This window comes from Streptomyces lasalocidi (assembly GCF_005280215.1).
Lineage (GTDB): Bacteria > Actinomycetota > Actinomycetes > Streptomycetales > Streptomycetaceae > Streptomyces > Streptomyces longwoodensis.
Genome location: NZ_SZNQ01000001.1, coordinates 5,433,752 through 5,460,405 on the forward strand (window position 1 = coordinate 5,433,752; position 26,654 = coordinate 5,460,405).

Sequence of the window (26,654 nt, forward strand, 5' to 3'; positions counted from 1 at the left end):
TGCTCGGTCCGGCGGACGTGGGTCACGCCTTACCGGGAGGACCTGCCGCGGCGTTGGGGCCGGTGCTCCCGGGAGGGCGGGTGGTCGCGTCGGGGTCAGCCGGTGCGGCGCAGGGCCTCGGACAGCCGGGCCGCCGCGTCGATGACGGCCTGGGCGTGCATGCGGCCGGGGTGCCGGGTGAGGCGCTCGATCGGGCCGGAGACGGACACCGCGGCCACCACGCGGTTCGACGGGCCGCGCACCGGCGCGGAGACCGACGCGACGCCCGGTTCGCGCTCGCCGATGGACTGGGCCCAGCCGCGGCGCCGGACGCCCGACAGGGCCGTCGCCGTGAAGCGGGCGCCCTGCAGACCGCGGTGCAGGCGCTCGGGCTCCTCCCAGGCCATGAGTATCTGCGCCGAGGAACCGGCCTTCATCGTCAGCGTCGAGCCGACCGGGACCGTGTCCCGCAGGCCCGACAGCCGCTCCGCCGCGGCGACGCAGATGCGCATGTCGCCCTGGCGGCGGTAGAGCTGGGCGCTCTCGCCCGTCACGTCGCGCAGGTGGGTCAGCACCGGGCCGGCCGTCGCGAGGAGCCGGTCCTCGCCCGCCGCCGCGGCCAGTTCCGCCAGGCGCGGGCCGAGGATGAAACGGCCCTGCATGTCACGTGCCACCATGCGGTGGTGTTCGAGGGCCACGGCCAGCCGGTGGGCCGTGGGTCGTGCCAGTCCGGTCGCGGTGACCAGCCCCGCGAGGGTGGCCGGACCGGACTCCAGGGCGCTCAGGACAAGGGCCGCCTTGTCCAGCACGCCTACGCCGCTACTGTTGTCCATGCAACGATACTCCCGTCTCACTCTGTGAAACGCAAGTTCATTTTTCCGTGAGACGCGCAACCCTTGGACGAAGACGGCCCGCGCACCGAACGGGCCCGGCGGCGGGTGCCCGGAACACGGGGTGCGGGCGCCGTCTCCCCAAGATCTCTAGTTGGGTCGGTGGACGTTCGCCGGCCGGAGGGAAAGCGATGGGTAGGACACTCGCGGAGAAGGTCTGGGACGACCACGTCGTCCGGCGCGCCGAGGGCGAGCCCGACCTCCTCTTCATCGACTTGCACCTGCTGCACGAGGTGACCAGCCCGCAGGCCTTCGACGGACTGCGCAAGAGCGGCCGGCAGGTGCGGCGCCTCGACCTCACCATCGCCACCGAGGACCACAACACCCCCACCCTGGACATCGACAAGCCGATCGCCGACCCGGTCTCCCGCGCCCAGCTGGAGACGCTGCGCAAGAACTGCGCCGAGTTCGGGGTGCGCCTGCACCCGCTCGGGGACGTCGAGCAGGGCGTCGTCCACGTCGTGGGACCGCAGCTGGGCCTGACCCAGCCGGGCACCACCGTGGTCTGCGGTGACTCGCACACCTCCACCCACGGCGCCTTCGGCGCGCTGGCGTTCGGCATCGGCACCTCCCAGGTGGAGCACGTGCTGGCCACCCAGACGCTGCCGCTGGCCCGCCCCCGGACCATGGCGATCACGGTCGACGGCGAGCTGCCCGAGGGCGTCACCGCCAAGGACCTGATCCTGGCGATCATCGCGCGGATCGGCACCGGCGGCGGCCAGGGCTACATCCTGGAGTACCGCGGCGAGGCCATCGAGAAGCTCTCGATGGAGGCCCGCATGACCATCTGCAACATGTCGATCGAGGCCGGCGCCCGCGCGGGCATGATCGCCCCCGACGAGACGACCTTCGCCTACCTCAAGGGCCGCCCGCACGCCCCCGAGGGCGCCGACTGGGACGCCGCCGTCGCGTACTGGAAGACGCTGCGCACCGACGACGACGCCGAGTTCGACGCCGAGGTCGTGATCGACGCCGCCGCGCTCTCGCCGTTCGTCACCTGGGGCACCAACCCGGGCCAGGGCGCACCGCTTTCGGCGTCGGTCCCCGACCCTGCTTCGTACGAGGACGCTTCGGAGCGCCTGGCCGCCGAAAAGGCCCTGGAGTACATGGGGTTGGAGGCCGGACAGCCGCTGAACTCCATCGGTGTGGACACCGTCTTCGTAGGCTCCTGCACCAACGGCCGCATCGAGGACCTGCGCGCCGCCGCCGAGATCCTGCGAGGCCGCAAAGTCGCCGACGGCGTACGGATGCTGGTCGTCCCGGGCTCCGCGCGGGTGGGTCTGCAGGCCGTCTCCGAGGGCCTGGACGTGGTCTTCAAGGAGGCCGGCGCCGAGTGGCGGCACGCGGGCTGCTCGATGTGCCTGGGCATGAACCCCGACCAGCTGGCCCCCGGTGAGCGCTCCGCCTCGACCTCCAACCGCAACTTCGAGGGCCGGCAGGGCAAGGGCGGTCGTACCCACCTGGTGTCGCCGCAGGTCGCGGCCGCCACGGCCGTCCTGGGCCACCTGGCCTCCCCGGCCGATCTGTCCGCCGCCGAGACCCGTACGCCCGCTGGAGTCTGATCAGCCATGGAAGCATTCACCACGCACACCGGCCGGGCGGTCCCGCTGCGCCGCTCCAACGTCGACACCGACCAGATCATCCCTGCTCACTGGCTCAAGAAGGTGACCCGGGACGGCTTCGAGGACGGATTGTTCGAGGCCTGGCGCAAGGACCCGGAGTTCATCCTCAACCGCCCCGAGCGGAAGGGCGCGACGGTCCTGGTGGCCGGCCCCGACTTCGGCACCGGCTCCTCCCGCGAGCACGCCGTCTGGGCGCTGCAGAACTACGGCTTCAAGGCCGTGATCTCCTCCCGCTTCGCCGACATCTTCCGCGGCAACTCGCTGAAGAACGGCCTGCTCACGGTGGTGCTCGACCAGAAGGTCGTGGACGCGCTGTGGGACCTCACGGAGGACGACCCGCAGGCCGAGGTCACGGTCGACCTCGAGGCCCGCGAGGTGCGCGCCGAGGGGATCACCGCCGCCTTCGAGCTGGACGAGAACTCCCGCTGGCGGCTGCTGAACGGCCTGGACGACATCTCCCTCACCCTCCAGAACGAGGCGGACATCGCCGCCTACGAGGAGAAGCGGCCGTCGCACAAGCCGCGGACGCTGCCCGTCTAGATCACCCGGCCCGCACCCCTCGCCACCCGACGGGTTTCGGCCACCCGCACCCCCGCCGTACCCCCGATCGACTCCGATCGGGGGTACGGCTGTTTCTGTACCCGTTCGGCCCCGTCATCCCCGCGGAACCTCCTCAACTTCCCACGTTAACCGCCTGGTTGCCCGGGTAGGCGGCTGCCGTGAAGGGGTCGTCCCACCGTGCCGGGACGGCTCGCCGGGGCGGCAGTTGCACCCTGGGCGGGCGACAACTCGCCCCAGATGGCACAATCTGTGCATGGAACACGACGGCCAACTCGAGCTCTATGCGGCGGTCGCGGACCAACTCAAGGAAGCGCACGCAAGGGTGCGCGCACTGCAAGTCCCGGAGGGCGTACGGATGGCGCTGACCCGGAAGCTGCTGGTCATTACGGCCGCGGCCAAGCACGATCTCGCCGACGCGACAAGGCGGCTGGACCGGTTCACGGCGGACCTGGACGCGGGGCGCGTCCCCGGAGAGGAACGCTGAACGGGCCACGGCGGTCGAGTCCGTTGCGGCACAAGGGTGATAAGCCCGTTTCGTGTTTGATTTGCGGTATATATCTGCCTAACGTGCGAAAACGCTTGAACACTTTCGTTCTGGCAATGTCTCCGAAGGGGAAGACGTGAACAAGGCGCAGCTCGTAGAAGCGATTGCCGACAAGATGGGCGGCCGCCAGCAGGCCGCCGATGCTGTCGACGCGGTCCTGGACGCCATCGTCCGCGCGGTCGTCGGCGGCGACCGGGTCTCGGTCACCGGCTTCGGTTCGTTCGAGAAGGTCGACCGGCCCGCCCGCTACGCCCGCAACCCCCAGACGGGCGAGCGGGTTCGGGTCAAGAAGACCTCGGTGCCGCGCTTCCGCGCCGGTCAGGGCTTCAAGGACCTGGTCAGCGGGTCGAAGAAGCTCCCGAAGAACGACATCGCGGTCAAGAAGGCGCCCAAGGGCAGCCTGTCCGGCCCGCCCCCCACCATCGCCAAGGCGGCGGGCAAGAAGGCCGCGGCCAAGAAGACCACCGCCGCCGCCGCGAAGAAGTCGGCCGCGAAGAAGACGACGACCGCCCGCAAGACCACGACGGCCGCCGCCAAGAAGTCCACCGCGAAGAAGGCGACCCCGCAGAAGACCTCCGCGGCCGCCGCCAAGAAGACCGCCACGGCGAAGAGCGCGACCGCCAAGAAGACGGCGGCCAAGAAGGCCCCGGCGAAAAAGGCGACCGCCACGAAGGCCCCCGCCAAGAAGTCGACCGCGCGCAAGACCACCGCCAAGAAGGCCACCGCCCGCCAGGCATAAGGCGACGAGGGTGTTCACGTGCCGGGCCGGACTCCCCAGGGAGTCCGGCCCGCGGCGTGTCCGGGAACGCCCGCGGGCCGCAACACCGGTGGTTCAGAAGGTGTGCAGGGTGACCAGCGTGACGCGGGGGGCGTCCGCGGGGCCCTCCGTCTCGATCCGCACCCGCTGACCGGGCCGCAGCAGCCGCAGTCCGCCCGCGTCGAACGCCGCCGCGTCGAAGGGCACCGGTGTCCCGTCGTCGAGCAGCACCTGCCCGCTGCGCGTCTGCGGGTCGTACGTGTATGCGGTCGCCTGCATGACGGCAGCCTACTGCCCGGCGGTCAGCAGCCGCGCGGCCGCCGCCGCCGTCCGGGGGCCCACCCCGAGCGCCAGCGCCGCGCGCAGGTCCTCGCCGGTGTCCACGTCCTGCCGTACGGACGCCACCCCGGTCAGGCCGAGTTCCCGCGCTCCCGAGGCGCGGTGACGGGCCCGGGAATCCACTCCGAATGCGGGGAGCAATTCCCGCCCGGGAACGGCCGTCAGCACCGTGGTGCCGATACCGGCCGCGTCCGCGAGAAAAGCGCGGGGGAATTCCGCGGCCGCGTCCAGCACCCGCGCCAATTCGTGCGGGCGCAGCGCCGGCAGGTCGGCGTTCACCGCCGCGAGCGCGCACCGCGGGTCCACGGCGCGCGCGGCGCCGGCCGCGTGCGCCAGCGCGGCGTTCAGACCGGCCCGCGGGGCGTCGGGCACGATCCGCGCCCCGAGCGCCGCCAGTTCCCGTCCGGCCAGCGCGTCGTCCGTGACGACCACCACATCCCGCACGGCGGGCGAGGCCAGCGCGGCCCCCACCGTGTCCTGCGCGAACGCCAGCGCCAGCCCCGGGCGCAGACCCTCCGACGCGGTGTCCGCCAGCCTGCTCTTGGCCTGCGCCAAGGGTTTCAGGGGTATGACCAACGTCCACTGCACCGGCGTACCGTCCCTTGCTCGTCACGGTCATTGTCACCCGGCCCGCGCCCCGGCCCCTCCGGCACTGCGGTGACCGGGGCGTACGGTGTTCTCGACAGACCGGCGGCCCGGGGCGACACTTGTGCGGCCCCAGGCCCCGCAGCAGGCCCTGGGAAGTCCTAGAGGAAGGTGTCCGCGTGCCCCGCCGCAGAATCGGCTTCTGGTACCGCTTCGCCGCGGTGATCTGCAAACCGCCGCTGGTGGCTCTGATCAAGCGGGACTGGCGCGGAATGGAGCACATTCCGGCCGAGGGCGGATTCATCACCGCGGTGAACCACAATTCCCACATCGACCCCTTCGCGTACGCGCACTACCAGTACAACACCGGGCGCGTGCCGCGCTTCCTGGCGAAGAGCGGGCTCTTCAAGAAGGGCTTCGTCGGCGCCGCCATGCGCGGCACCGGACAGATCCCGGTCTACCGCGAGTCCACCGACGCGCTCAGCGCCTTCCGGGCCGCCATCGACGCGGTGGAGCGCGGCGAGTGCGTCGCCTTCTACCCCGAGGGCACCCTCACCCGCGACCCGGAGGGCTGGCCGATGACCGCCAAGACGGGCGCCGCGCGCGTGGCGCTGCAGACCAAGTGCCCGGTGGTGCCGGTCGCCCAGTGGGGCTGCAACGAGATCCTGCCGCCCTACGCCAAGAAGCCCCGGCTGCTGCCGCGCAAGACCCACCACGTCCTCGCCGGACCGCCCGTGGACCTGTCGCGCTTCTACGGCAAGGAGATGACCGCGGACGTCCTCAAGGAGGCCACCGAGGTCATCATGGCCGCCATCACCCGCCAGCTGGAGGAGATCCGCGGCGAGAAGGCACCCGAGACGCCCTACGACCCGCGCCGTGAGCGGATCGAGCAGCGGCGGCGGACCGAGGCCCAGACGGGCCGTGAAGGGGAGAGCGGCACGTGAGCGAGTCCGTCAGGGCGGCCGTCTTCGGGACCGGGTCCTGGGGCACCGCGTTCGGCATGGTCCTCGCCGACGCGGGCTGCGAGGTGACGCTCTGGGCGCGCCGCGCCGAGCTCGCCGACGCGGTCAACTCCACGCGGACCAACCCCGACTACCTTCCCGGCGTCGAACTGCCGGAGAACCTGCGGGCCACCGCCGACCCCGCCGAGGCCGCCCGCGACGCCGACTTCACCGTCCTCGCGGTGCCCTCGCAGACGCTGCGCGCCAACCTGGCCGCGTGGGCGCCGCTGCTCGCGCCGGACACCGTGCTGGTGTCCCTGATGAAGGGCGTCGAACTCGGCACCACCATGCGGATGAGCGAGGTCGTCGAGGACGTCGCCGAGGTCGGCCGGGACCGGGTCGCCGTGGTCACCGGACCCAACCTGGCCCGCGAGATCGCCTCCCGCAGGCCGGCCGCCGCGGTGGTCGCCTGCACCGACGAGGCGGTCGCCCGCCGCCTCCAGGCCGCCTGCCACACGCCGTACTTCCGCCCGTACACCAACACCGACGTCGTCGGCTGCGAGCTCGGCGGCGCGGTGAAGAACGTGATCGGGCTCGCCGTGGGCATCGCCGACGGCATGGGCCTCGGCGACAACGCCAAGGGCTCCCTGATCACCCGCGGCCTCGCCGAGACCACCCGGCTGGGCCTGGCCATGGGCGCCGACCCGCTGACCTTCTCCGGACTCGCGGGCCTGGGCGACCTGGTGGCGACCTGCTCCTCACCGCTGTCGCGCAACCACACCTTCGGCACCAACCTGGGCCGCGGCATGACCCTCCAGGAGACCATCGCGGTCACCAAGCAGACCGCCGAGGGCGTCAAGTCCTGCGAGTCCGTGCTGGATCTGGCCCGCCGCCACGGCGTCGACATGCCCATCACCGAGACGGTCGTCGCGATCGTCCACGAGGGCAAGCCGCCCGTGGTCGCCGTGAAGGAGCTCATGTCGCGCAGCGCGAAGCCGGAACGACACTGAGCGACGCCCCTCGTTCGGCCGCGCACCGACGCTGGGACGCGGCCCTACCACCGGGTACTCTCAACGCGATATGAGCACCGAGAACCTCCCCCAGAGCCCTGAGCAGCCGTCCCGCAAGCCGCGCGTGGCCGTCGTGTTCGGCGGGCGCAGCTCCGAACACGGGATCTCCGTGGTCACCGCCGGAGCCGTCCTCAAGGCCGTCGACCGGACTAAGTACGACGTCCTGCCGATCGGCATCACCCAGGACGGCCGCTGGGCGCTCACCGCGGACGAACCCGAGCGCATGGCGATCACCGAGCGGCGTACGCCGAACGTGGAGGAGCTCGCCGAGTCGGCCGAGGGCGCGGTGGTCCTCCCCGTGGACCCCGCCAACCGCGAAGTCGTCTACAGCGAGCCGGGGTCGGTGCCCAAGGCGCTCGGCGAGGTCGACGTCGTCTTCCCCGTCCTGCACGGGCCCTACGGTGAGGACGGCACCCTCCAGGGCCTGCTGGAGCTCTCCGGCGTGCCGTACGTGGGGGCGGGCGTGCTCGCCTCGGCCGTGGGCCAGGACAAGGAGTACATGAAGCGGGTGTTCACCTCCTTCGGGCTGAAGGTGGGCCCGTACGTGGTGATCCGGCCCCGCGAGTGGGCCCGGGACGAGTCCGCGGCCCGCAGGAAGATCGTGGACTTCGCCGGGGAGCACGGCTGGCCGCTGTTCGTGAAGCCCGCCCGCGCGGGCTCGTCCATCGGCATCACCAAGGTCGACGACCTGTCCGGGCTGGACGAGGCGATCGCCGCGGCCCAGGCCCACGACCCCAAGATCCTCGTCGAGGCGGCGCTGCGCGGCCGCGAGATCGAGTGCGGCGTCCTGGAGTTCGAGGACGGCCCGCGGGCCTCGGTGCCCGCCGAGATCCCCCCGCCGGACACGCACGCGTACTACGACTTCGAGGCCAAGTACATCGACTCCACCCCGGGGCTGGTGCCGGCGCCGCTGACGCCCGAGGAGACCGCCGAGGTGCAGCGGCTCGCGGTGGACGCCTTCGAGGCGGCCAGCTGCGAGGGCCTGGTGCGCGCGGACTTCTTCCTCACCGAGGACGGGGAGTTCGTGATCAACGAGATCAACACGATGCCGGGCTTCACGCCCATCTCGATGTACCCGCAGATGTGGCAGGCGAGCGGGGTCGGCTACCCGGAGCTGGTGGACCGGCTGATCCAGGCCGCGCTGCGGCGCCCCACCGGTCTGCGCTGACACCGGCCGGCCCCGACCGGCGCGCAGCACTCAGTCGGCGATCCCCTCGGGGATCGCCTTCTTGACGGCGGGGGCCAGGTCGATCAGCACCGCCGACCTGTCCCGGTCCGCCGGCACCGTCACCTCGACGTAGGCGAGGCGGCTCGCGGTCGTGAACCGGTACGCCCCGCCGTCCGCCTTCTCCATGAGCCAGTCGACGCCGTCGACCCCGCCGGCGACCGCGTCCGGGTCGAGGCCCTGGGACACCGAGGGATCGACCATCTTCGGGGGCCGGGGCACACCGCACCGCAGTATGATCGCCGGGTTCCCCCAGCCCGCGGTCAGTTGGGACGCGGGCTCGGGATCCTCGCGGCTCTCGTCGTCCACCGTGGCCGGCAGCACTCCGTCCAGCGTCCGGCACAGTGCGGCGGCCCGTGCGCCCGGGCGGGGAACCGCCGCCGACGCACCGTCGTCTGCCGAGGAGCAGCCGACGGTGATCAGCAGCAGGGCGAGCGCGGGCAGGCCGATGAGCCGGTGACGCAAGGAGTTCACCGGCCAAGGGTAGACGGGGGCTACAGATGCACGACCGGGCAGGTCAGGGTTCGGGTGATCCCGTCCACTTGCTGGACTTTGGCGACCACCATCCGGCCGAGGTCGTCGACCGTGTCGGCCTGGGCCCGCACGATCACGTCGTAGGGACCGGTGACGTCCTCGGCCTGGACGACACCGGGAATCTTGCCGATCGTCTCGGCGACGGTCGACGCCTTGCCGACCTCCGTCTGGATCAGGATGTACGCCTGTACCACGGAACCTCCAGGGCGGCCACGAGGATCATGTGGGGAAAAGGAACGCCACGGTATCGCGTCGTCGCGCGCCGCGGGGAGACCCGGGGGGAGCACGGCGTGCGCGCCGGGGTGCGGGCAGGGCCGAAGAGCACGGTCAGGTCGACCGTATCGAGCAGACCGGTCCCGCGCGACCGGGCACGGACAGGGACAGAAGGGGCGTAAGGGCAATGAAGGGCACTGTTGGTGAGCTCGGCGAGTTCGGGCTCATCAGGGAGCTCACCTCCCGGCTCACCACCACCCCGGCGGTGCGGGTCGGCCCCGGTGACGACGCCGCGGTGGTCTCCGCGCCCGACCGCCGGGTCGTGGCCAGCACCGACATCCTCCTGGAGGGCCGGCACTTCCGGCGCGACTGGTCCACCGCCTACGACGTCGGCCGCAAGGCCGCCGCCCAGAACCTCGCCGACATCGCCGCGATGGGCGCCGTGCCGACCGCCCTGCTGCTCGGCCTGGTCGTGCCCGCCGAACTCCCGGTGACCTGGCCGACGGAGCTGATGGACGGGCTGCGCGACGAGTGCCAGGTGGCCGGCGCCTCCGTGGTCGGCGGCGACGTCGTGCGCGGCGACACGATCATGGTGTCGATCACCGCGCTCGGCGACCTGCGCAACCACGAGCCCGTCACCCGGGGCGGCGCCCGGCCCGGCGACCTGGTCGCCGTCACCGGCTGGCTGGGCTGGTCCGCGGCCGGGTACGCGGTGCTCTCCCGCGGCTTCCGCTCGCCGCGCGCCTTCGTCGAGGCCCACCGCCGCCCCGAGCCGCCCTACCACGCGGGCCCGGCGGCCGCCTCGCTCGGCGCCACCGCGATGTGCGACGTCAGCGACGGCCTGATCGCCGACCTCGGGCACATCGCCGAGGCCAGCAAGGTCCGCATCGACGTCCGCTCCGGCGCCATCGACATCCCCACGCAGATGAACGACATCGGGCAGGCCGTCGGCGTCGACCCCATGCAGTGGGTGCTGACCGGGGGAGAGGACCACGCCATCGTGGCGACCTTCCCGCCGGACGTGAAGCTGCCGGCCCGCTGGAAGGTCATCGGCGAGGTCCTCAACCCCTCGGCGCTGCCCCACGTGACCGTCGACGGGGCGCCCTGGACCAGCAAGGGCGGCTGGGACCACTTCGGCGGGGACATCGAGTCATGAGGCCCACGGTCCTCACGGTGGCCGGCTCCGACTCCGGCGGTGGCGCCGGGATCCAGGCCGACCTGAAGACGATGCTCGCCCTCGGCGTGCACGGCATGAGCGTCGTCACGGCGGTCACCGCGCAGAACTCCCTGGGCGTCCAGGGCGTGTGGGAACTGCCCGTGGAGGCGGTGCGCGCCCAGTACCGCAGCGTCGTCGACGACATCGGCGTACGGGCCGTGAAGACCGGCATGCTGTCCTGCGCCCCCGTCGTGGAGGCGGTCGCCGAGTTGATCGCCGGGACGGACGCGCCCGCGGTCGTCGACCCGGTCGGCGTCTCCAAGCACGGCGACCCGCTGCTCGCCGCGTCCGCGCTCGACTCGGTGCGCACCCGGCTGCTCCCGGTCGCCACCGTCGCCACCCCCAACCTCGACGAGGTCGCCCAACTCACCGGCATCCGCGTGGTGTCGGAGGACGGGATGCGTGAAGCGGCCGCCGCGGTGCTGGCGTTCGGGCCGCGCTGGGCGCTCATCAAGGGCGGCCACCTCCCCGGCGAGGCCGTGGACCTGCTCACCGACGGCACCGAGGAGCACTGGCTGCGCGCCCCCCGGTACGACAACCGGCACACTCACGGCACGGGTTGCACCCTCGCCTCCGCGATCGCGGCGCAGCTGGCGAAGGGCCGGTCCGTGCCGGAGGCGGTGACGACGGCCAAGGAGTACGTCACCGGGGCGATCGCCGCCGGCTTCGCGCTCGGCGCCGGCATCGGGCCCGTGGACCACGGCTGGGCGCTCACACGGGGTGCTCCCGGAGCCTGAGGCCGGAGTTCCGTCACACGGGACGCGACCGGCAGCGGGTACAGCAAAAAGCCGGTCCACCCGGGGTGGACCGGCTCGATGCAGCGAACCGGCAGTGGCCGCGCGCTCAGCTGAGCGTCAGCGCGAGACCTTGCCGGCCTTGATGCACGAGGTGCAAGCGTTCACGCGCTTCGGCGTCCCGCCGACCACGGTACGCACGCGCTGGATGTTGGGGTTCCAGCGACGGGGCGTACGGCGGTGCGAGTGCGAGATGTTGTTGCCGAAGCCCGGCCCCTTGCCGCAGACGTCGCAGTTGGCAGCCACGGGTCACTCCAAAGACTTCAGATGCACTTACGGTTGATCCCGGCAGGCCGGGACCACGGTCCGGGGACCGACGATCTCGAGTGGCGTTGCCAGGGGGAGAGCCCGATCGGATCGGGCAACCGGAGCAGCATACAACGACTGCGCCCGTGCAACGAAACTACCATGGTCGGCCGACGGCCCGTCCCCGGCCCGTCGCCCTGCTGCCCCCTTGGGGCAGGGACCCGTTCACGGTCTACGCTGCCTCCCACGTCCAGCAGCTCAAGGAGAGGCGCAGGTGGCGCAGGTGCCGCAGACATTCCTCGATGCTCTCGCGGTGCGCACCTGGTGCGGTCTCGCGCTCCGCGCGCTGGGACGCGCGCGTGAGGAGATCGACGCGATCAACGTCTACCCGGTCGCGGACGGGGACACCGGCACCAACCTCTACCTGACCGTCGAGTCGGCGGCGACGGCGGTGGAGGCGGTCTTCGCGGGACACGAGGTGGGCGCGGGCGGCGGGGGAGCCGGCGTCGCCCCCGCGGCCGCGGACGGTGGTCCGACGGGGAACCCCGCCGGGAGCGCGTCCTCGGTGCCCTCGCTCGCCGACGCCGTGCGGGCCATGGCGCACGGCGCGCTCATCGGCGCCCGCGGGAACTCCGGGACGATCCTCGCGCAGCTGCTGCGCGGCATGGCCCAGGTGCTCGCCGAGGAACAGGACCGCCCCCACACCGACGGCAAGGGCCTCGGCCTGGCCCTGCGGCACGCGGCCGACTCCGCCCGGCAGGCCGTCGCCCACCCGGTGGAGGGCACCGTGCTGTCCGTCGCCTCCGCCGCCGCCGACGCGGCCCGGACGGCCGACGGCGACTGCGGGACGGTCGCCCGGGCCGCCTACGGGGGCGCGTGCGCGGCCCTCGCGCGGACACCGGCCCAGCTGCCCGTCCTGGAGCGGTCCGGCGTGGTCGACGCGGGCGGGCGCGGGCTGGTCGCGGTGCTGGGGGCACTGGTGGAGACGCTGACGGGGGAGGTGCCGGCTGCGGTCGAAGCGGCCGGGGCGGCCTTCGCGCCGGTGGGGGACGCACTGGGCGGGACGACGTCGGACACGGACACGGACACCGCCGCGGCCGCAGCCGCAGCCGCTGACGCCGGCACCGACACCGTGATCGACCCGTGCGAGCCGCCGGACGGCGAGGAGGGCGACGGGCCCGCCTACGAGGTCATCTACCTCCTGGAGGCCCAGGACAGCGCCGTGGCCCGGCTGCGGGAGCGCCTGGACGCCCTCGGCGACTCCCTGGTCGTGGTCGGCGGCGACGGCCTGTGGAACGTCCACGTGCACGTCGACGACGCCGGCGCCGCCGTCGAGGCCGGCCTGGAGGCCGGGCGGCCCCACCGCATCCGGATCACCCACTTCGGGGCGGACGACGTGCACACCGCGCGCGGTGAGCGACCACCCCGCGAGCGCGTCCAGCGGGGCGTCGTCGCCGTCGTCCCCGGCGAGGGCCTGGCCTGCCTGTACACGGAGGCCGGCGCGACCACGGTGCTCGCCCGGCCCGGCGAGCCGCCCGCCAGCGGGGAGCTGGTGCAGGCCGTACGACGGGCCCACGCGCGCGAGGTGGTGCTGCTGCCCAACGACGCCGAACTGCGCCACACCGCCGCCGCGGCGGCCGAGCAGGCCCGTGCCGAGGGCATCCGGGTGGCGCTCATCCCCACCCGGTCCGCGGTGCAGGGCCTGGCCGCGCTCGCCGTGCACGAGTCCGGCCGCCGCTTCGACGAGGACGTCGTCGCCATGACCTCGGCGGCCGGCGCCACCCGCTACGCCGAGGTCACCGTCGCCGAGCACCAGTCGTGGACCATGGCGGGCATCTGCCAGGCCGGTGACGTCCTCGGCCTGATCGACGGCGACGTGGCGGTGATCGGCGCGGACGTCACCGACACCGCCCGCACCGTCCTGGACCGGATGCTCGCGGCGGGCGGCGAGCTGGTCACCCTGGTGCTCGGCGACGAGGTGCCCGAGGAGGTCGCCGAGCACCTGCGGGCCCGGGTGCGGGAGGCGTACCTCGCCGTCGACACGGTGGCCTACCGGGGCGGCCGACAGGGCGCGCTGCTGCTCATCGGCGTGGAGTAGCCCGCGGTGGAGCAGCCCGCGGGCCCGGCACCACCGTCTCCCGCCGGACCCCGACCCGCCGCTCCCGCCGCTGCGGAGGTCGGCCCCTCCGGCCCCGCTCCAGCGGAGGTCAGCCCGTCGGCTGTTCCGTCGCCACCTGGATGAGCTGTTCCGCCTCCGCCCGGCGCGCCCGCACCGTCTCACCGTCCCGGTCCCCGTCGTCGCCGTCCCCGGCCACGGCGTCGTACGCCGCCAGCACCGCCCGCGCGCGTGCCGCCGCGTCGGACGGGCGGCCCAGGTCGGTCTCCAGCCAGCCCGCGGCCAGTTCGGCGCCGGTACGCGCGTGCAGCGCGGCGTCGCCCAGCGGCGCGAACACGGCGACGGCCCGCGTCATCTGCGTCAGCGCCTCCTCCAGCGCGGCGCCGATCGACGCGTCGTCGTCGTCCTCCGCCACCGAGCGGGCGAGCAGGTCGCCGAACTGGCGGTGGGTGTGGCCCAGTTCCTCGACCAGCCGCTGCCGGGCCGCCACCGCCTCCGCGGCCTCCTGCGCGCTCCCGGCGGCTTCGGCGCCGGCGGGATCCGCCGCGTCCAGGGCGCCCAGCGCGTCCGCGCACTCCTCGACCGCGTCGGCCATCAGCGTGCGCGCGGTCCCCGGCCCCTCCTGGGTGCGCAGCGCCAGCCACGCGCGGGCGCGCAGGGAGCGCACCAGGCCGTGCACGTTGCCCAGGGACCGCCACAGCTCACCGGCGCGCGCGTACGCCCGGTCCGCCTCGGCGGGCAGCCCCGCCTGGCCCAGGGACTCGGCGGCGAGGTGGGCGAGGGTGGCGTGGTCGTGCTGCTCGGGCCAGTGCCGGGCGATCTCGGCGGCCTGGAGCCGGCGTTCGGCGGCCTCCCGGTGCTCACCGAGCTCGCTCAGGCAGTCCCCGAGCCACCACTGGGTCTGGACGACCGTGCCGTCGCCGTGCGTGTCGACGCCCAGGTCGGCGAGCGCCGACTCCAGGACCTCGGCGGCCTCCGCCCAGCGGCCCCGGCGCACCAGGTGGCCGCCGAGCTGGTGCCGGGCCCAGGCGCCGAGCGTCGGGCCCTCGCCGGCCACGTCGGCCCAGTGGGCCGCCTCCATGGCGTGCTCGGCGGCCTCGTCGGCCTGCCCCCGGCCCCCGACCACCTCGGCGAGCTGGAGGTGCAACTGCGCCCGCCCGACGGGCTCCAGGTGCTCGCCGCCGTGCTCCAGGGCCGCCCGCAGCGCCCGTTCCGCCCCGGCCGGGTCGCCCAGGTGGTGCGCCAGGGCGGCCAGCCGGGCCTCGTACTCCACCGCGAACCAGGGCAGGCCCGCAGCGACGAACTCCGCGGCCGCCCGTGCGAACAGCTCCGCGCCCGCGCGGGGGTCCCCGGACCGCGTGGCCAGTTCGGCGAGCAGGGCGTGGCCCTCCGCGACCCGCGCGGCCAGCCGCACGTCGTCGTCCGCGCGGCCCTCGACGAGGGCCAGCACCTCCCGCGCGGCCGCCTCGGCGTCGGCGAGGACGCCGGGCGCGACCGGGCCCTCCGCCTCGTGCACGGGCCGCATCAGGATGCGGGCGCGGCTCATCAGCACCCCCGCCGTCTGCCGCAGCCCGGTGCCCCCGTCGGCGTACAGCGCGAGGACCCTGTCGTACGGCTCGGCGACCGCCGCGCGGGCCTCCTCGACCTCGCCGCCCAGCGCCCGGACGTACGCCGCACGCGCGCGGGCCGCCAGGGCCTCCCCGGGGTCGCCGGCCTGTTCGTACAGCGCGGCGGCCCGCTCGAAGGACGCGACGCCCTCGGGGCCCAGCGCCATCCCCTCGTGGTCGGCGATCTCCGCCCGGTCGCGCGCGTCCAGCACCGTGCCCCCGGCGCCTTCCGCGCCCTCGGCGGCCCGTGCGACCGCGGCCCACGCCTCCACGGCGTGCGGCCGCAGCGTGTCCGACAGCTGCCGGGCCCGGACCAGCAGCGCCGCCAGGTCGTCCGGCTCCCCGGCCGGCTCCGCCGGCGCGGCCGGCACCGGGGCCGGGGCGACGGCGGCGGGCCGCACGGCGCGCACGCCCAGCGGCAGCCGCTCCACCAGCGGGCGCCGCGCCATCCGGTCGCGCAGCCGCTCGCTGACGTACGAGGTGCCGTTGCGCGCGTCGAAGCGGGCGGCCAGTGCCAGGGCCTCGCCGCGCGCGTGCGCCGACAGCCCGGCGGCCGTCCAGGTGCGCCCGGCCGGGCCCGGCACCGTCTGCCCGCCCAGCCCCCGCTCCACCAGCCGGTCCATCAGCAGCGCCACCACGCCCAGGAAGTCCAGCTTGCTCTGCGGCTGGCCGTCGTCCGTGAAGTAGGCGGGGCGCTCCGCGAGCAGTTCGAGCCCCCGGGCCTCGTTGCCGGTCAGGGCGCAGAACTCCACGTGGTCGGCGTACGCGCCGCGCATGCTCTCCATCGCCCGCACCAGCCGGAAGCCCCGCAGGTGGTGCGCGCGGGCCTCCTCCACGCGGCCCAGACGCAGCAGCGGCAGCAGGGACGACGCCAGCGCGGTGTGCGGCTCGTGCGCGCACGTGTACGCGCCCTCCAGCACCGGCTCCCACAGCTGAAGGGCCTCCTCGTCACGGCCCAGCTCCGCGTGCCACCAGCCCTGCCCGTGCAGTTCGCACGCGTGGCAGTCGGCCATGGCGTCCCGGTCCGCCGCCAGCCAGGCCGCGAAGGCCCGCTCGGCCCGCGCCCGGTCCCCGACGTGCGCGGCCACGCTGAACTCCGCGCTGCGCACCGCCCGTTCGGAGTGCCCCGCGAGCCGGTAGCGGTGCTCCATCTCGCCGAGCCACTTCTCTATCGAGGCGAGCGGGATGTGCGGCTGGTCGAGCATCCCCGCCGACATCCACTTGAACACCCAGTGCAGCGAGTGCGTCTCGTAGGCGTCGAAGTCCTCCGGGCGCTCGTCCCACATGCGCAGCAGCCGCGCGAAGGGGACGAACATCTTCGCCTTCTCGGAGCTGTAGTTGTAGACCTTCAGCTGGTGCCCGAGTGCCTCGATCACGGCGAGCGGGACGTCCAGCTTCTCGGCCTCGGCGAGCAGCTGCTCCGCGCGCGCGTTGCGGGCCGGCCCCTCCGGCTGCTCGGAATTGTCCGCCATCGCCCGGCGGAGCGAGTCGAAGTCCGTTATCCCGCTCATCAGCGCCCCTCCTCACCGTGGGTGGCCCACTCCAGCAGGCCGATGAACGCCCGGTTCAGCAGCGCCGAGTCCGCGGGCCTGAGCGGTCGCTGCGCCATCAGCAGCGCCTGTCCGTACAGCGACTCCGTGGCGGTGCCGATCAGTTCCGGCTCCGGCAGCGAACTGATGCGCCGCATCAGCGGGTTGAGGTGGTTGAGCACCAGCCGCGAACGGGGCGCGCTGCCGCGCAGCGAGCCGAGGATGCCCGCCCACAGGTCGTCCGCCTGCGCCTCGGCCTCGGCCCGCGCCTGCTCGTGCCGGGCCGCCCGGTCGTCCAGGTGCAGCGCGGGCACCGACAGCGGGTGGAACGCCCGCAGCACCACGTCGCAGCCCAGCGGGTCCAGCGTGGCCCGCGCCGCCGCGAGGAACCCCGCCAGCGCCAGCTCCTCCGCCGGGTCCACGGCGTCCAGGTGCGCGGTCACCGTGTCCGCGTCCAGCTCGGCGACCACCGTGCCGGGCCGCACCGACGGCAGCGCCTCGACCAGCTCGCTGTCGTAGGTGTAACCGCCGTTGATCACGCCGATGCCCTGCGCGGAGGCGATCGGCGCGACCTGGCGGTACTCCTCCACCGTGCGCGTGAAGTGCACGACGCGGTGGCGCTGCGCGAACTCCTCCAGCGACAGCCGCCCGTCCGTCGTCTCGAACGGCAGCCACGGCAGCATCGTGCGCAGCATCTCCGGATCGTGCCGCGCCAGGGACTTCACGCCCAGGTGGTGCACCGACAGGAACGCCTCCAGCCGCTCCGGGTCGCCCGCCGCGAGCCCCGTCAGCCAGGACCGGATCCGCTCGCCGAGCGCGTCCCGCACGGCGGCCAGCGTCTCGTCCTCGTACAGCGCCTCGCGCGAGGCCGTGGGCCGCAGGCTGTCGGTGTCCAGGACGCAGCGCACGAAGAATGCCCAGTCCGGCAGCAGCTGTTCGGCCCGCTCGGTGAGCAGCATGCCCTTCAGGTGCACCCGGTGCCCGGCGCGCTGGGCCGGACTGACCGCCGACGGCAGCACGTACGCCACCCCGCGGATCCCGGCCACCGGCACCGACAGGTCGATCGAGTCCAGCGGCGTGAAGCCGAACAGCCCCTGGCAGTGCCGGGCCAGCGCCACCCGCCGGTTCGCGGGCGAGGCGTACGGCCGGTCCCAGGGCGCGGGCAGGTCGGTGACCTCCTCCTCGCCCACCCGCACGTCGTACGGCAGCAGCGAGCCGAAGTCCCGCGCCAGCGACAGCACCCGCTCCGGCGCCAGCCACTCGGCGGCACCGGCCCGCGCCACCAGGTGCACGGTCGTGCCGGGTTCGGGGCGGGCCTCGTCCGGGAGCGTGCGCACGGTGTACGAGCCGTCGTCGCGCGCCGTCCACTCCACCGGCGGCGCCTGCGGGGTCCGCGCGCTGCGGCTGACCACCCGGATCCGCTCGGCCACCACGAAACAGGCCAGCAGTCCGATGCCGAACTGCCCGAGGAAGTCCGACCGCGCCTCCTGGAGGCCCTCGGCCCGCTTGGAGCTGCGCCCGATGGTCGCCAGCAGCTCGTGCACGTCGGACTCGGTCAGCCCGATCCCGGAGTCCTCCACGCGCAGCGCGGCACCGTCCGCGCCGTCCGCGCCGTCCGGGTACAGGCGCACCCGGGCCGGGGCACCGGGCTCCACGGCCCGCCGGGCGGTGACGGCGTCCACCGCGTTCTGCAGGAGCTCGCGCAGGTAGACCTTGGGACTGGAGTAGAGGTGGTGGGAGAGCAGGTCCACCAGACCACGCAGGTCGACCTGAAACGTACGGGGCGGCTCGGGGGCCGGGGATGACTGTGAGGTCTGGGAGTCCATCGTCGCTGCGCCGGTGGGGGGACTCGCGACGGCGCGGGGTCGGGCGGTCCCGGTGAGGCGGTGACCGCGGGGGATGGCCGGAGCGCGTCATCCTAATTCCCGAGCGACGCGCCTGACCAGGGGTTTCGACACACGTATACGGCGATGTCAGTGCGGTGGTGTGCAATGGATCTCGTGCCCGCACTGGAACGACCCCTGAAGAACGTGCTCGGCGCCGCCACCGCGAAGGTGATGGCCGAGCACCTCGGCCTGCACACCGTCGGCGACCTCCTCCACCACTACCCGCGCCGGTACGAGGAGCGCGGCCAGCTCACCCACCTCGCCGACCTGCCCATGGACGAGCACGTCACCGTGGTCGCCCAGGTGGCCGACGCCCGCCTGCACACCTTCGCCTCCGCCCGGGCACCCCGCGGCAAGGGGCAGCGCCTGGAGGTCACCATCACGGACGGCAGCGGCCGCGTCCAGCTGGTCTTCTTCGGCAACGGCGTGCACAAGCCGCACAAGGATCTCCTGCCCGGCACCCGCGCGATGTTCGCCGGCAAGGTCTCCGTCTTCAACCGCCGCCTGCAACTCGCCCACCCCGCCTACGAGCTGCTGCGCGGCGACCCCGACGAGCCGGGGGAGCAGGGGGAGACGGGGGAGACGGTGGAGAGCTGGGCGGGCGCCCTGATCCCGCTCTACCCGGCCACCGCCAAGCTGGAGTCCTGGAAGATCGGCAAAGCCGTGCAGACGGTGCTGCCCGGCGTGCAGGAGGCACTCGACCCGCTGCCGGACGCGCTGCGCGAGGGCCGCGGCCTGGTCTCCCTGCCGGAGGCCCTGGTCAAGATCCACCGCCCGCAGACCAAGGCCGACGTCGCCGACGCCCGCGCCCGCCTGAAGTGGGACGAGGCGTTCGTCCTCCAGGTCGCCCTGGCCCGCCGCCGGCACACCGACGCCCAGCTCCCCGCCGCCCCGCGCGTCCCCCGCCCCGACGGCCTGCTCACCACGTTCGACGACCGGCTGCCCTTCACCCTCACCGAGGGTCAGCAGCGGGTCTCCCGGGAAATCTTCGACGACCTGGCCACCGAGCACCCGATGCACCGGCTGCTGCAGGGCGAGGTCGGCAGCGGCAAGACCATGGTGGCCCTGCGGGCCATGCTCGCCGTGGTCGACGCCGGCGGGCAGGCCGCCCTGCTCGCGCCCACCGAGGTCCTGGCCCAGCAGCACCACCGGTCCGTCACCGAGATGATGGGCGAGCTCGCGGAGGGCGGGATGCTCGGCGGGTCCGAGCACGCCACCAAGGTAGTGCTGCTCACCGGCTCGATGGGCGCGGCCGCGCGCCGCCAGGCCCTGCTGGACCTCGTCACCGGCGAGGCCGGCATCGTCATCGGCACGCACGCGCTGATCGAGGACAAGGTGCAGTTCCACGACCTGGGGCTGGTCGTCGTGGACGAACAGCACCGCTTCGGCGTCGAGCAGCGCGACGCCCTGCGCGGCAAGGGCAAACAGCCCCCGCACCTGCTCGTCATGACGGCCACGCCCATCCCGCGCACCGTCGCCATGACGGTCTTCGGCGACCTGGAGACCTCGGTCCTGGACCAGCTCCCGGCCGGCCGCTCGCCCATCGCCAGCCACGTCGTCCCCGCCGCCGACAAGCCCCACTTCCTGGCCCGCGCCTGGGAGCGGGTGCGCGAGGAGGTGGCGGCCGGTTACCAGGCGTACGTGGTGTGCCCCCGCATCGGCGACGAGGAGGAGGGCACCGGCAAGCGCACACCGGCGCAGGACGACGCCGACAAGCGGCCCCCGCTGGCCGTCCTGGACGTCGCCGACCAGCTCGCCAAGGGCCCGCTGCAGGGCCTGCGCGTCGAGGTGCTGCACGGGCGGATGGCACCCGACGACAAGGACGCCGTCATGCGCCGCTTCGCCGCGGGCGACGCCGACGTGCTGGTCGCCACCACCGTCATCGAGGTCGGCGTCAACGTCCCGAACGCCACCGCCATGGTGATCATGGACGCCGACCGCTTCGGCGTCTCCCAGCTGCACCAGCTGCGCGGCCGCGTCGGCCGTGGCGCGGCCCCCGGCGTGTGCCTCCTCGTCACCGAGATGCCGGAGGCGAGCCCGGCCCGCCAGCGGCTGAACGCGGTCGCCGCCACCCTCGACGGCTTCGAGCTGTCCCGCATCGACCTGGAACAGCGCCGCGAGGGCGACGTCCTCGGCCAGGCCCAGTCCGGCGCCCGTTCCTCCCTGCGGGTGCTGGAGGTCATCGAGGACGAGGAGATCATCGCGGAGGCCCGCCAGGAGGCGACGGCCCTGGTGGCGGCCGACCCGGACCTGACCGGTCTCCCCGGCCTGCGCACCGCGCTGGACGCCCTCCTGGACGAGGAGAGGGAGCAGTACCTCGAAAAGGGGTGAGGAGAAGGTGAGAAGGGGGGAGGAAGGCCGGACAGGGGGCGGGGAGGGGCCAAGGGCCGCACCTCCCGACCTCCCCGGGGACGCGGGCCACCGCGCCACCGGCCACACTGGAACCCACAGCTGACCCAGGCAGGGAACCCCCGGCCGCCCACCACCGAGGAAGCAAGATGACCCGCGTGATCGCCGGCGCCGCCGGCGGCCGTCGACTGGCCGTCCCCCCGGGCAACGGCACCCGTCCCACCTCCGACCGCGCGCGCGAGGGTCTCTTCTCCACCTGGCAGTCCCTGCTGGGCGGCCCCCTGGACGGCGAGCGCGTCCTCGACCTGTACGCCGGCTCCGGCGCCGTCGGCCTGGAGGCGCTGTCCCGGGGCGCGGGCCACACCCTGCTCGTGGAGGCCGACGCCCGCGCCGCCCGCACCGTGCGGGAGAACGTGCGCGCGCTGGGCCTGCCCGGCGCCGAGGTCCGCGCCGGCAAGGCCGAGCAGGTCATCCGTGCGGCGCCCCCTGCCGCACCGTACGACCTGGTCTTCCTCGATCCCCCGTACGCCGTCACCGATGACGATCTTCGGGAGATCCTCCTCACACTCCGCTCGGAAGGCTGGCTCACGGCCGACGCGCTCGTCACCGTGGAGCGCAGCACCAGAGGTGGCGAATTCCGCTGGCCGGACGGCTTCGCGGCACTCCGGTCCCGTCGCTACGGCGAGGGAACGTTTTGGTACGGTCGCGCCGCCTCCCCGTGCGAAGACGCACGATGACCGGACCCGAGAGCGAGGGAACTCCAGTGCGCCGCGCCGTCTGTCCCGGATCGTTCGACCCGATCACCAACGGTCACCTCGACATCATCTCCCGCGCCTCACGCCTCTACGACGAGGTGTACGTCGCGGTCATGATCAACAAGTCCAAGAAGGGCCTGTTCGAGATCGACGAGCGGATCGGCCTGATACGCGAGGTCACCGCCGAGTACGGCAACGTGATCGTGGAGTCCTTCCACGGCCTCCTCGTCGACTACTGCAAGGAGCGGGACATCCCCGCCATCGTCAAGGGCCTGCGGGCGGTCAGCGACTTCGACTACGAGCTCCAGATGGCCCAGATGAACAACGGCCTCTCCGGCGTCGAAACCCTGTTCGTGCCCACCAACCCCACGTACAGCTTCCTGTCCTCCTCGCTGGTCAAGGAGGTCGCGACCTGGGGCGGCGACGTCTCCCACCTGGTCCCGCCGGCCGTCCTGACCGCCCTCAACGAGCGCCTGCGCGCGGACTGATGGGGCTACAGTCGTCCCGTCCGTCTCCATCACAGCTGTAGAGAGTGGCGAGCACCCGGTGGACGTACAGAAGAAGCTCGACGAGATCGTGGCGGCGGTCTCCAGCGCCCGGTCGATGCCGATGTCGGCCTCGTGCGTGGTCAACCGCGCCGAACTCCTCTCCCTGCTGGAGGAGGTGCGCGCGGCGCTGCCCGACTCCCTCGCCCAGGCCCGGGAACTGATCGGCGACCGCGAGCAGATGGTCGAAGAGGCCCGCCAGGAGGCCGAGCGGATCATCTCCCACGCGCACGCCGAGCGCGGCTCGCTGATCTCCGACACCGAGGTCGCCCGCCGCTCCCAGGCCGAGGCCGACCGGATCCTCACCGAGGCCCGCCAAGAGGCCGAGGAGATCCGCGCCGAGGCCGACGAATACGTCGACTCCAAGCTCGCCAACTTCGAGGTCGTCCTCACCAAGACGCTCGGCTCGGTCGGCCGCGGCCGCGAGAAGCTCCTCGGCACCGGCCCGGGCACCGACGAGAACGGCTACGAGGACGAGGACGCCCCCGAGCGCAGCCACGACCCCGAGACCCTGCGCCGCGACGCCGACGCGTACGTGGACACCAAGCTGGGCGCCTTCGAGGCGGTCCTCGCCAAGACCCTGGACGCGGTGGGCCGCGGCCGGCAGAAGCTGCACGGCCGGATCGCCACCGACGACCTCGGCGCCCTCGCCGACGACACCACGACCTACCAGCACTCCTCGGACGCCGACTACCTCGCCGACCTGGCCGCCCTCGCGGAGCGGGACGCCCCGGCCGAGCAGCAGCAGGCCCAGCAGCCGTCGTACGACCAGCAGGGCGCGTACGCCTACCAGCAGCAGCCGGACCCCTACGGCTACCCGCAGCAGCAGACCTACGCCGGCCAGCAGGACCCCTACGGCTACCAGCAGGCCGATCCGTACGCCTACCAGGGCTACGACCCCCAGCACCCCGCCTACGACCACCAGCACCAGCAGCAGGGTCAGCAGCACCAGCAGCAGGGACAGCAGCCGGAGCAGGCGCAGCAGTCGTACGCGCTCGACGAGACCAGCCTGTTCGACACCGGCATGATCAGCGCCGAGCAGCTGCGCGCCTACGAGCAGGGCCGCGGCCAGTAGCGGACGGGGTGCGGGGCCCCCGGGGCCGGGTGCGGGGGCCATGGGGGAGGGTGTCCGGGGCACCGGATTGGGTCCTGGGGGAAAGCTCCAGTATCCTGGCTCTTCGGTCGCGCCCACCTTCGCGATCCGCGCTGCCCCCGTACACGCCGGGCAGCGTCCCCCAGCTCCGCACACGAAAGCAGGAACGGCCCTGAACGCCCGCCTCGACCACCGCAACCCCCTCGTGTTCGACACGCACGAGCTGGGGCGGCGTCCTGGTGCGCTGCAGCGCCTGACCCGTACGGTCGACGCCCCCAGGGACCTCGGTATCCAGGGCGTCGTCGGAGTGCCGGAAGGCACCCCGGTGGAGCTCGACCTGCGCCTCGAGTCGGTCATGGAAGGGGTGCTCGTCACAGGCACCGCCCGTGCACGGGCCGAGGGGGAGTGCGTAAGGTGTCTGGAGCCGCTTCAGCTGGACGTGGAAGCGGACTTCCAGGAACTGTTCTCGTACCCTGACGCCGATGACCGGGGCCGTGTGATCGCGGAACCGGGCGACGACGCCGAGGACGACGAGGACAGGTTCCACCTCGAGGACGGACTCTTCGACCTCGAGCCTGTGCTGCGTGATGCGGTGGTGCTCGCACTGCCGATGCAGCCGGTGTGCCAGGAAGACTGCCCGGGTCTGTGCTCCGAGTGCGGAGAGCGGCTCGCGGACGACCCGGACCACCACCACGACGCCGTCGACATCCGTTGGGCGGCTTTGCAGGGACTCGCCGGCACCATGTCGGACGGCGAGAAGGACGAGATGAGCGGCGACGCGACTCGATCAGCGCGCGTCGACGAGAAGCAGGAGAAGTAGCCGTGGCTGTTCCGAAGCGGAAGATGTCGCGCAGCAACACGCGCCACCGCCGGTCGCAGTGGAAGGCTGCGGTCCCCACCCTGGTCGCGTGCGAGCGCTGCCACGAGCCCAAGCAGCAGCACATCGCGTGCCCGTCGTGCGGCACCTACAACAAGCGCCAGGTCCTCGAGGTCTGAGCGGCTGGTGAGAGGCTTCATGTCTGACGCCAAGGCGGAATCAGTCGCCAGGAAGAAGGCGGACACGGCCTCGTCCCACACGCTTCTGGAAGGGCGGCTCGGCTACCACGTCGAGTCCGCCCTTCTGGTGCGAGCGCTGACCCACCGTTCCTACGCGTACGAGAACGGCGGCCTGCCGACGAACGAGCGGCTGGAGTTCCTCGGGGACTCCGTGCTCGGCCTCGTCGTCACGGACACGCTGTACCGCACCCACCCCGACCTGCCCGAGGGCCAGCTGGCCAAGCTGCGGGCCGCGGTGGTCAACTCGCGTGCGCTGGCGGAGGTCGGTCGCGGACTCGACCTGGGGTCCTTCATCCGGCTCGGCCGCGGTGAAGAAGGCACGGGCGGACGGGACAAGGCATCCATCCTCGCCGACACCCTTGAAGCGGTGATCGGCGCGGTCTACCTCGACCAGGGCCTCGACGCGGCCTCCGAACTGGTGCACCGCCTGTTCGACCCGTTGATCGAGAAGTCCTCCAACCTCGGTGCCGGCCTGGACTGGAAGACCAGTCTCCAGGAGCTCACCGCGACCGAGGGGCTCGGCGTGCCCGAGTACCTGGTCACGGAGACCGGCCCCGACCACGAGAAGACCTTCACTGCTGCCGCCCGCGTCGGAGGCGTCTCGTACGGCACCGGCACCGGCCGCAGCAAGAAGGAGGCGGAGCAGCAGGCCGCGGAGTCCGCCTGGCGGGCCATCCGCGCGGCCGCGGACGAACGCGCCAAGGCGGCGGAGGCGGCGAGGACGGCGGAACCCGTCCACGACACCGACGGCGCCGACACGGCCGACACCACGGACGAGGCTCCGGCCTCCGCCTGACCACAGCGGCACACAGCAGTACCAGCAGCACACAGCACGTCAGCAGCGAACCGGGCGTCCCGCCCCCGGCCCTCCGCCGGATGCGGGACGCCCGGCTCGTACACCGGTAGTCCACGGGGGATCCCATGCCCGAGTTGCCCGAGGTCGAGGTCGTACGGCGGGGGCTGGAGCGGTGGGTCGCCCACCGGACCGTCGCCGCGGCCGAGGTGCTGCACCCGCGTGCCGTACGGCGCCACGTGCTCGGCGCCGACGACTTCACGCACCGCCTCGCGGGCCACCGCGTCGGCACGCCCAGCCGACGCGGCAAGTACCTGTGGCTGCCGCTGGAGGACACGCCCCAGGCGGTCCTCGCGCACCTGGGGATGAGCGGTCAGCTGCTGGTCCAGCCGCACACGGCGCCCGACGAGAAGCACCTGCGCATCCGGGTCCGCTTCGCCGACGAGCAGGGCACCGAGCTGCGCTTCGTCGACCAGCGCACCTTCGGCGGGCTGTCGCTGCACGACACCACGCCCGACGGACTGCCCGACGTCATCGCGCACATCGCCCGCGACCCCCTGGACCCGCTCTTCGACGACGAGGCGTTCCACCGGGCGCTGCGCCGCAAGCGCACCACCATCAAGCGGGCCCTGCTGGACCAGTCACTGATCAGCGGCGTCGGCAACATCTACGCGGACGAGGCGCTGTGGCGCTCCCGCCTGCACTACGACCGCCCCACCGCGACCCTCACCCGCCCGCGCACCGCCGAACTCCTCGGCCACGTCCGGGAGGTCATGGGGGCGGCGCTCGCCGTGGGCGGCACCAGCTTCGACAGCCTCTACGTCAACGTCAACGGCGAGTCGGGCTACTTCGACCGGTCCCTGGACGCCTACGGGCGCGAGGGGCTGCCGTGCAAGCGGTGCGGTACGCCGATGCGCCGGCGGCCGTGGATGAACCGGTCGAGCTACTTCTGTCCGACGTGTCAGAGGGCGCCGCGCGCCGTGTCGTAGTGCTCGCGGGCGGCGAGGACGTCGTCCATCCGGCCCTCGACGAAGTGGATGAGCGACAGCAGCCGCTCGGCGACGTCGCGGCCGAGGGGCGTCAGCTCGTAGTCCACGCGGGGCGGGTTGGTGGGCTGGGCCTCGCGGTGCACCAGCCCGTCGCGTTCCAGCGCGTGCAGCGTCTGGGACAGCATCTTCTCGCTCACGCCGTCGACCCGGCGGCGCAGCTCGTTGAAGCGCAGCGGGCCTTCGTGCAGCGCGCCGAGGGTGAGCCCGCCCCAGCGGCCCGTGACGTGCTCCAGCGTGCCGCGCGAGGGGCAGGCCTTGGCGAACACGTTGTAGGGGAGGTCCTGCTCCGCCGTGCGCTCCTGAATGCCGTCCATGGCCCCAGCGTACGCGAAAGCAGCGCTAACCGACAGGTTGCACTTT

The 26,654-nt window shown here is 73.2% G+C and carries 27 protein-coding genes; 18 read left to right on the forward strand and 9 right to left on the reverse strand.

The window, feature by feature from the left end; all coding sequences use genetic code 11:
- Positions 1-95: 95 nt before the first annotated feature.
- The gene (ndgR, locus tag E4U91_RS24590) at positions 96-812 is read right to left on the reverse strand and encodes an IclR family transcriptional regulator NdgR (RefSeq protein ID WP_067238957.1); all 717 of its coding nucleotides are present in this window, start codon (positions 810-812) and stop codon (positions 96-98) included.
- A 188-nt stretch (positions 813-1,000) separates the two neighbouring features.
- Between ndgR and leuC the strand changes: the two genes are divergently transcribed.
- From leuC to E4U91_RS24610, 4 genes are all read left to right on the forward strand, one after another.
- Positions 1,001-2,431: a 3-isopropylmalate dehydratase large subunit gene (gene leuC / locus E4U91_RS24595; protein WP_137308844.1), complete on the forward strand. Its 1,431-nt coding sequence runs from the start codon at positions 1,001-1,003 to the stop codon at positions 2,429-2,431.
- A 6-nt stretch (positions 2,432-2,437) separates the two neighbouring features.
- Complete coding sequence (leuD, locus tag E4U91_RS24600; RefSeq protein WP_137308845.1) at positions 2,438-3,031, forward strand: 3-isopropylmalate dehydratase small subunit; 594 nt, start codon at positions 2,438-2,440, stop codon at positions 3,029-3,031.
- A gap of 274 nt (positions 3,032-3,305) precedes the next feature.
- A complete protein-coding gene (locus tag E4U91_RS24605; protein WP_137308846.1) occupies positions 3,306-3,536 on the forward strand; it encodes an SCO5555 family protein in 231 nt (76 codons plus the stop codon).
- A gap of 136 nt (positions 3,537-3,672) precedes the next feature.
- Complete coding sequence (locus E4U91_RS24610; protein ID WP_137308847.1) at positions 3,673-4,335, forward strand: HU family DNA-binding protein; 663 nt, start codon at positions 3,673-3,675, stop codon at positions 4,333-4,335.
- Between the two features lie 93 nt (positions 4,336-4,428).
- Here E4U91_RS24610 and E4U91_RS24615 read toward each other — a convergent pair whose 3' ends face one another.
- Entirely contained in the window at positions 4,429-4,632 is a 204-nt protein-coding gene (locus tag E4U91_RS24615; protein ID WP_137308848.1) for a hypothetical protein, read from the reverse strand.
- Between the two features lie 9 nt (positions 4,633-4,641).
- Entirely contained in the window at positions 4,642-5,280 is a 639-nt protein-coding gene (cofC, locus tag E4U91_RS24620) for a 2-phospho-L-lactate guanylyltransferase (protein ID WP_137308849.1), read from the reverse strand.
- A 176-nt stretch (positions 5,281-5,456) separates the two neighbouring features.
- On the opposite strand from cofC, the gene E4U91_RS24625 reads away from it, so the two are divergent.
- The 3 genes from E4U91_RS24625 to E4U91_RS24635 all read left to right on the forward strand — a co-directional run bounded on the left by E4U91_RS24625 (position 5,457) and on the right by E4U91_RS24635 (position 8,456).
- Positions 5,457-6,221: a lysophospholipid acyltransferase family protein gene (locus E4U91_RS24625; protein WP_137308850.1), complete on the forward strand. Its 765-nt coding sequence runs from the start codon at positions 5,457-5,459 to the stop codon at positions 6,219-6,221.
- Positions 6,218-7,228, forward strand: a complete 1,011-nt coding sequence (locus tag E4U91_RS24630; RefSeq protein WP_137308851.1) for an NAD(P)H-dependent glycerol-3-phosphate dehydrogenase — start codon at positions 6,218-6,220, stop codon at positions 7,226-7,228. The genes E4U91_RS24625 and E4U91_RS24630 overlap by 4 nt, the downstream gene beginning before the upstream one ends.
- 70 nt (positions 7,229-7,298) lie before the next feature.
- The gene (locus tag E4U91_RS24635; RefSeq protein ID WP_067238978.1) at positions 7,299-8,456 is read left to right on the forward strand and encodes a D-alanine--D-alanine ligase family protein; all 1,158 of its coding nucleotides are present in this window, start codon (positions 7,299-7,301) and stop codon (positions 8,454-8,456) included.
- Between the two features lie 30 nt (positions 8,457-8,486).
- Here the strand turns inward: E4U91_RS24635 and E4U91_RS24640 are convergent, their stop codons facing one another.
- Both E4U91_RS24640 and E4U91_RS24645 read right to left on the reverse strand, forming a co-directional pair.
- A complete protein-coding gene (locus E4U91_RS24640; protein WP_137308852.1) occupies positions 8,487-8,987 on the reverse strand; it encodes a DUF3515 domain-containing protein in 501 nt (166 codons plus the stop codon).
- A 20-nt stretch (positions 8,988-9,007) separates the two neighbouring features.
- On the reverse strand, positions 9,008-9,241 hold the full coding sequence (locus E4U91_RS24645) for an Lrp/AsnC family transcriptional regulator (RefSeq protein ID WP_067238984.1): 234 nt from the start codon (positions 9,239-9,241) through the stop codon (positions 9,008-9,010).
- Between the two features lie 206 nt (positions 9,242-9,447).
- Between E4U91_RS24645 and E4U91_RS24650 the strand changes: the two genes are divergently transcribed.
- Both E4U91_RS24650 and thiD read left to right on the forward strand, forming a co-directional pair.
- Positions 9,448-10,416 (forward strand): thiamine-phosphate kinase, encoded by a 969-nt coding sequence (locus tag E4U91_RS24650; RefSeq protein WP_137303835.1) that lies wholly within the window; start codon positions 9,448-9,450, stop codon positions 10,414-10,416.
- Positions 10,413-11,213: a bifunctional hydroxymethylpyrimidine kinase/phosphomethylpyrimidine kinase gene (gene thiD / locus E4U91_RS24655; RefSeq protein ID WP_137308853.1), complete on the forward strand. Its 801-nt coding sequence runs from the start codon at positions 10,413-10,415 to the stop codon at positions 11,211-11,213. The genes E4U91_RS24650 and thiD overlap by 4 nt, the downstream gene beginning before the upstream one ends.
- 117 nt (positions 11,214-11,330) lie before the next feature.
- On the opposite strand, the gene rpmB is transcribed toward thiD, so the two are convergent.
- Complete coding sequence (gene rpmB / locus E4U91_RS24660) at positions 11,331-11,516, reverse strand: 50S ribosomal protein L28 (protein WP_004924906.1); 186 nt, start codon at positions 11,514-11,516, stop codon at positions 11,331-11,333.
- Between the two features lie 274 nt (positions 11,517-11,790).
- On the opposite strand from rpmB, the gene E4U91_RS24665 reads away from it, so the two are divergent.
- The gene (locus E4U91_RS24665; protein WP_137308854.1) at positions 11,791-13,614 is read left to right on the forward strand and encodes a DAK2 domain-containing protein; all 1,824 of its coding nucleotides are present in this window, start codon (positions 11,791-11,793) and stop codon (positions 13,612-13,614) included.
- A 109-nt stretch (positions 13,615-13,723) separates the two neighbouring features.
- Here the strand turns inward: E4U91_RS24665 and E4U91_RS24670 are convergent, their stop codons facing one another.
- Positions 13,724-16,750: a tetratricopeptide repeat protein gene (locus E4U91_RS24670; protein ID WP_137308855.1), complete on the reverse strand. Its 3,027-nt coding sequence runs from the start codon at positions 16,748-16,750 to the stop codon at positions 13,724-13,726.
- Complete coding sequence (locus E4U91_RS24675) at positions 16,750-18,594, reverse strand: HSP90 family protein (protein ID WP_137308856.1); 1,845 nt, start codon at positions 18,592-18,594, stop codon at positions 16,750-16,752. Before E4U91_RS24675 ends, E4U91_RS24670 begins: the two co-directional genes overlap by 1 nt.
- A 165-nt stretch (positions 18,595-18,759) precedes the next feature.
- On the opposite strand from E4U91_RS24675, the gene recG reads away from it, so the two are divergent.
- The 8 genes from recG (at position 18,760) to mutM (ending at position 26,234) form a co-directional block, all read left to right on the forward strand.
- On the forward strand, positions 18,760-20,985 hold the full coding sequence (recG, locus tag E4U91_RS24680; RefSeq protein ID WP_137308857.1) for an ATP-dependent DNA helicase RecG: 2,226 nt from the start codon (positions 18,760-18,762) through the stop codon (positions 20,983-20,985).
- Between the two features lie 107 nt (positions 20,986-21,092).
- On the forward strand, positions 21,093-21,740 hold the full coding sequence (rsmD, locus tag E4U91_RS24685) for a 16S rRNA (guanine(966)-N(2))-methyltransferase RsmD (protein WP_277755368.1): 648 nt from the start codon (positions 21,093-21,095) through the stop codon (positions 21,738-21,740).
- Complete coding sequence (gene coaD / locus E4U91_RS24690; RefSeq protein ID WP_137308859.1) at positions 21,737-22,246, forward strand: pantetheine-phosphate adenylyltransferase; 510 nt, start codon at positions 21,737-21,739, stop codon at positions 22,244-22,246. Before rsmD ends, coaD begins: the two co-directional genes overlap by 4 nt.
- Before the next feature lie 58 nt (positions 22,247-22,304).
- On the forward strand, positions 22,305-23,378 hold the full coding sequence (locus E4U91_RS24695) for an ATP synthase F0 subunit B (protein WP_137308860.1): 1,074 nt from the start codon (positions 22,305-22,307) through the stop codon (positions 23,376-23,378).
- Positions 23,379-23,568: 190 nt separating this feature from the next.
- Positions 23,569-24,216: a YceD family protein gene (locus E4U91_RS24700; RefSeq protein WP_137310984.1), complete on the forward strand. Its 648-nt coding sequence runs from the start codon at positions 23,569-23,571 to the stop codon at positions 24,214-24,216.
- 2 nt (positions 24,217-24,218) lie between these two features.
- Positions 24,219-24,392, forward strand: a complete 174-nt coding sequence (rpmF, locus tag E4U91_RS24705) for a 50S ribosomal protein L32 (protein WP_003951102.1) — start codon at positions 24,219-24,221, stop codon at positions 24,390-24,392.
- Positions 24,393-24,411: 19 nt separating this feature from the next.
- Positions 24,412-25,248 carry a ribonuclease III gene (rnc, locus tag E4U91_RS24710; protein WP_137308861.1) on the forward strand — a complete coding sequence of 279 codons (837 nt, stop codon included), beginning with the start codon at positions 24,412-24,414 and terminating at the stop codon, positions 25,246-25,248.
- 125 nt (positions 25,249-25,373) lie between these two features.
- Complete coding sequence (gene mutM, locus E4U91_RS24715; protein WP_137308862.1) at positions 25,374-26,234, forward strand: bifunctional DNA-formamidopyrimidine glycosylase/DNA-(apurinic or apyrimidinic site) lyase; 861 nt, start codon at positions 25,374-25,376, stop codon at positions 26,232-26,234.
- Here mutM and E4U91_RS24720 read toward each other — a convergent pair.
- Complete coding sequence (locus E4U91_RS24720) at positions 26,207-26,608, reverse strand: winged helix-turn-helix transcriptional regulator (protein ID WP_137308863.1); 402 nt, start codon at positions 26,606-26,608, stop codon at positions 26,207-26,209. The genes mutM and E4U91_RS24720 overlap by 28 nt on opposite strands.
- Positions 26,609-26,654 lie beyond the last annotated feature (46 nt).

Excerpts from the sequence above, each read along its gene's own strand:
- E4U91_RS24615 (WP_137308848.1), bottom strand. The coding sequence starts at position 4,632 with ATGCAGGCGACCGCATACACGTACGACCCGCAGACGCGCAGCGGGCAG.
- E4U91_RS24670 (WP_137308855.1), bottom strand. The coding sequence starts at position 16,750 with ATGAGCGGGATAACGGACTTCGACTCGCTCCGCCGGGCGATGGCGGAC.
- thiD (WP_137308853.1), top strand. The coding sequence starts at position 10,413 with ATGAGGCCCACGGTCCTCACGGTGGCCGGCTCCGACTCCGGCGGTGGC.
- E4U91_RS24720 (WP_137308863.1), bottom strand. The coding sequence starts at position 26,608 with ATGGACGGCATTCAGGAGCGCACGGCGGAGCAGGACCTCCCCTACAAC.
- recG (WP_137308857.1), top strand. The coding sequence starts at position 18,760 with ATGGATCTCGTGCCCGCACTGGAACGACCCCTGAAGAACGTGCTCGGC.
- E4U91_RS24675 (WP_137308856.1), bottom strand. The coding sequence starts at position 18,594 with ATGGACTCCCAGACCTCACAGTCATCCCCGGCCCCCGAGCCGCCCCGT.
- leuC (WP_137308844.1), top strand. The coding sequence starts at position 1,001 with ATGGGTAGGACACTCGCGGAGAAGGTCTGGGACGACCACGTCGTCCGG.
- leuD (WP_137308845.1), top strand. The coding sequence starts at position 2,438 with ATGGAAGCATTCACCACGCACACCGGCCGGGCGGTCCCGCTGCGCCGC.
- ndgR (WP_067238957.1), bottom strand. The coding sequence starts at position 812 with ATGGACAACAGTAGCGGCGTAGGCGTGCTGGACAAGGCGGCCCTTGTC.
- mutM (WP_137308862.1), top strand. The coding sequence starts at position 25,374 with ATGCCCGAGTTGCCCGAGGTCGAGGTCGTACGGCGGGGGCTGGAGCGG.
- coaD (WP_137308859.1), top strand. The coding sequence starts at position 21,737 with ATGACCGGACCCGAGAGCGAGGGAACTCCAGTGCGCCGCGCCGTCTGT.
- E4U91_RS24650 (WP_137303835.1), top strand. The coding sequence starts at position 9,448 with ATGAAGGGCACTGTTGGTGAGCTCGGCGAGTTCGGGCTCATCAGGGAG.
- E4U91_RS24605 (WP_137308846.1), top strand. The coding sequence starts at position 3,306 with ATGGAACACGACGGCCAACTCGAGCTCTATGCGGCGGTCGCGGACCAA.
- E4U91_RS24635 (WP_067238978.1), top strand. The coding sequence starts at position 7,299 with ATGAGCACCGAGAACCTCCCCCAGAGCCCTGAGCAGCCGTCCCGCAAG.
- rnc (WP_137308861.1), top strand. The coding sequence starts at position 24,412 with ATGTCTGACGCCAAGGCGGAATCAGTCGCCAGGAAGAAGGCGGACACG.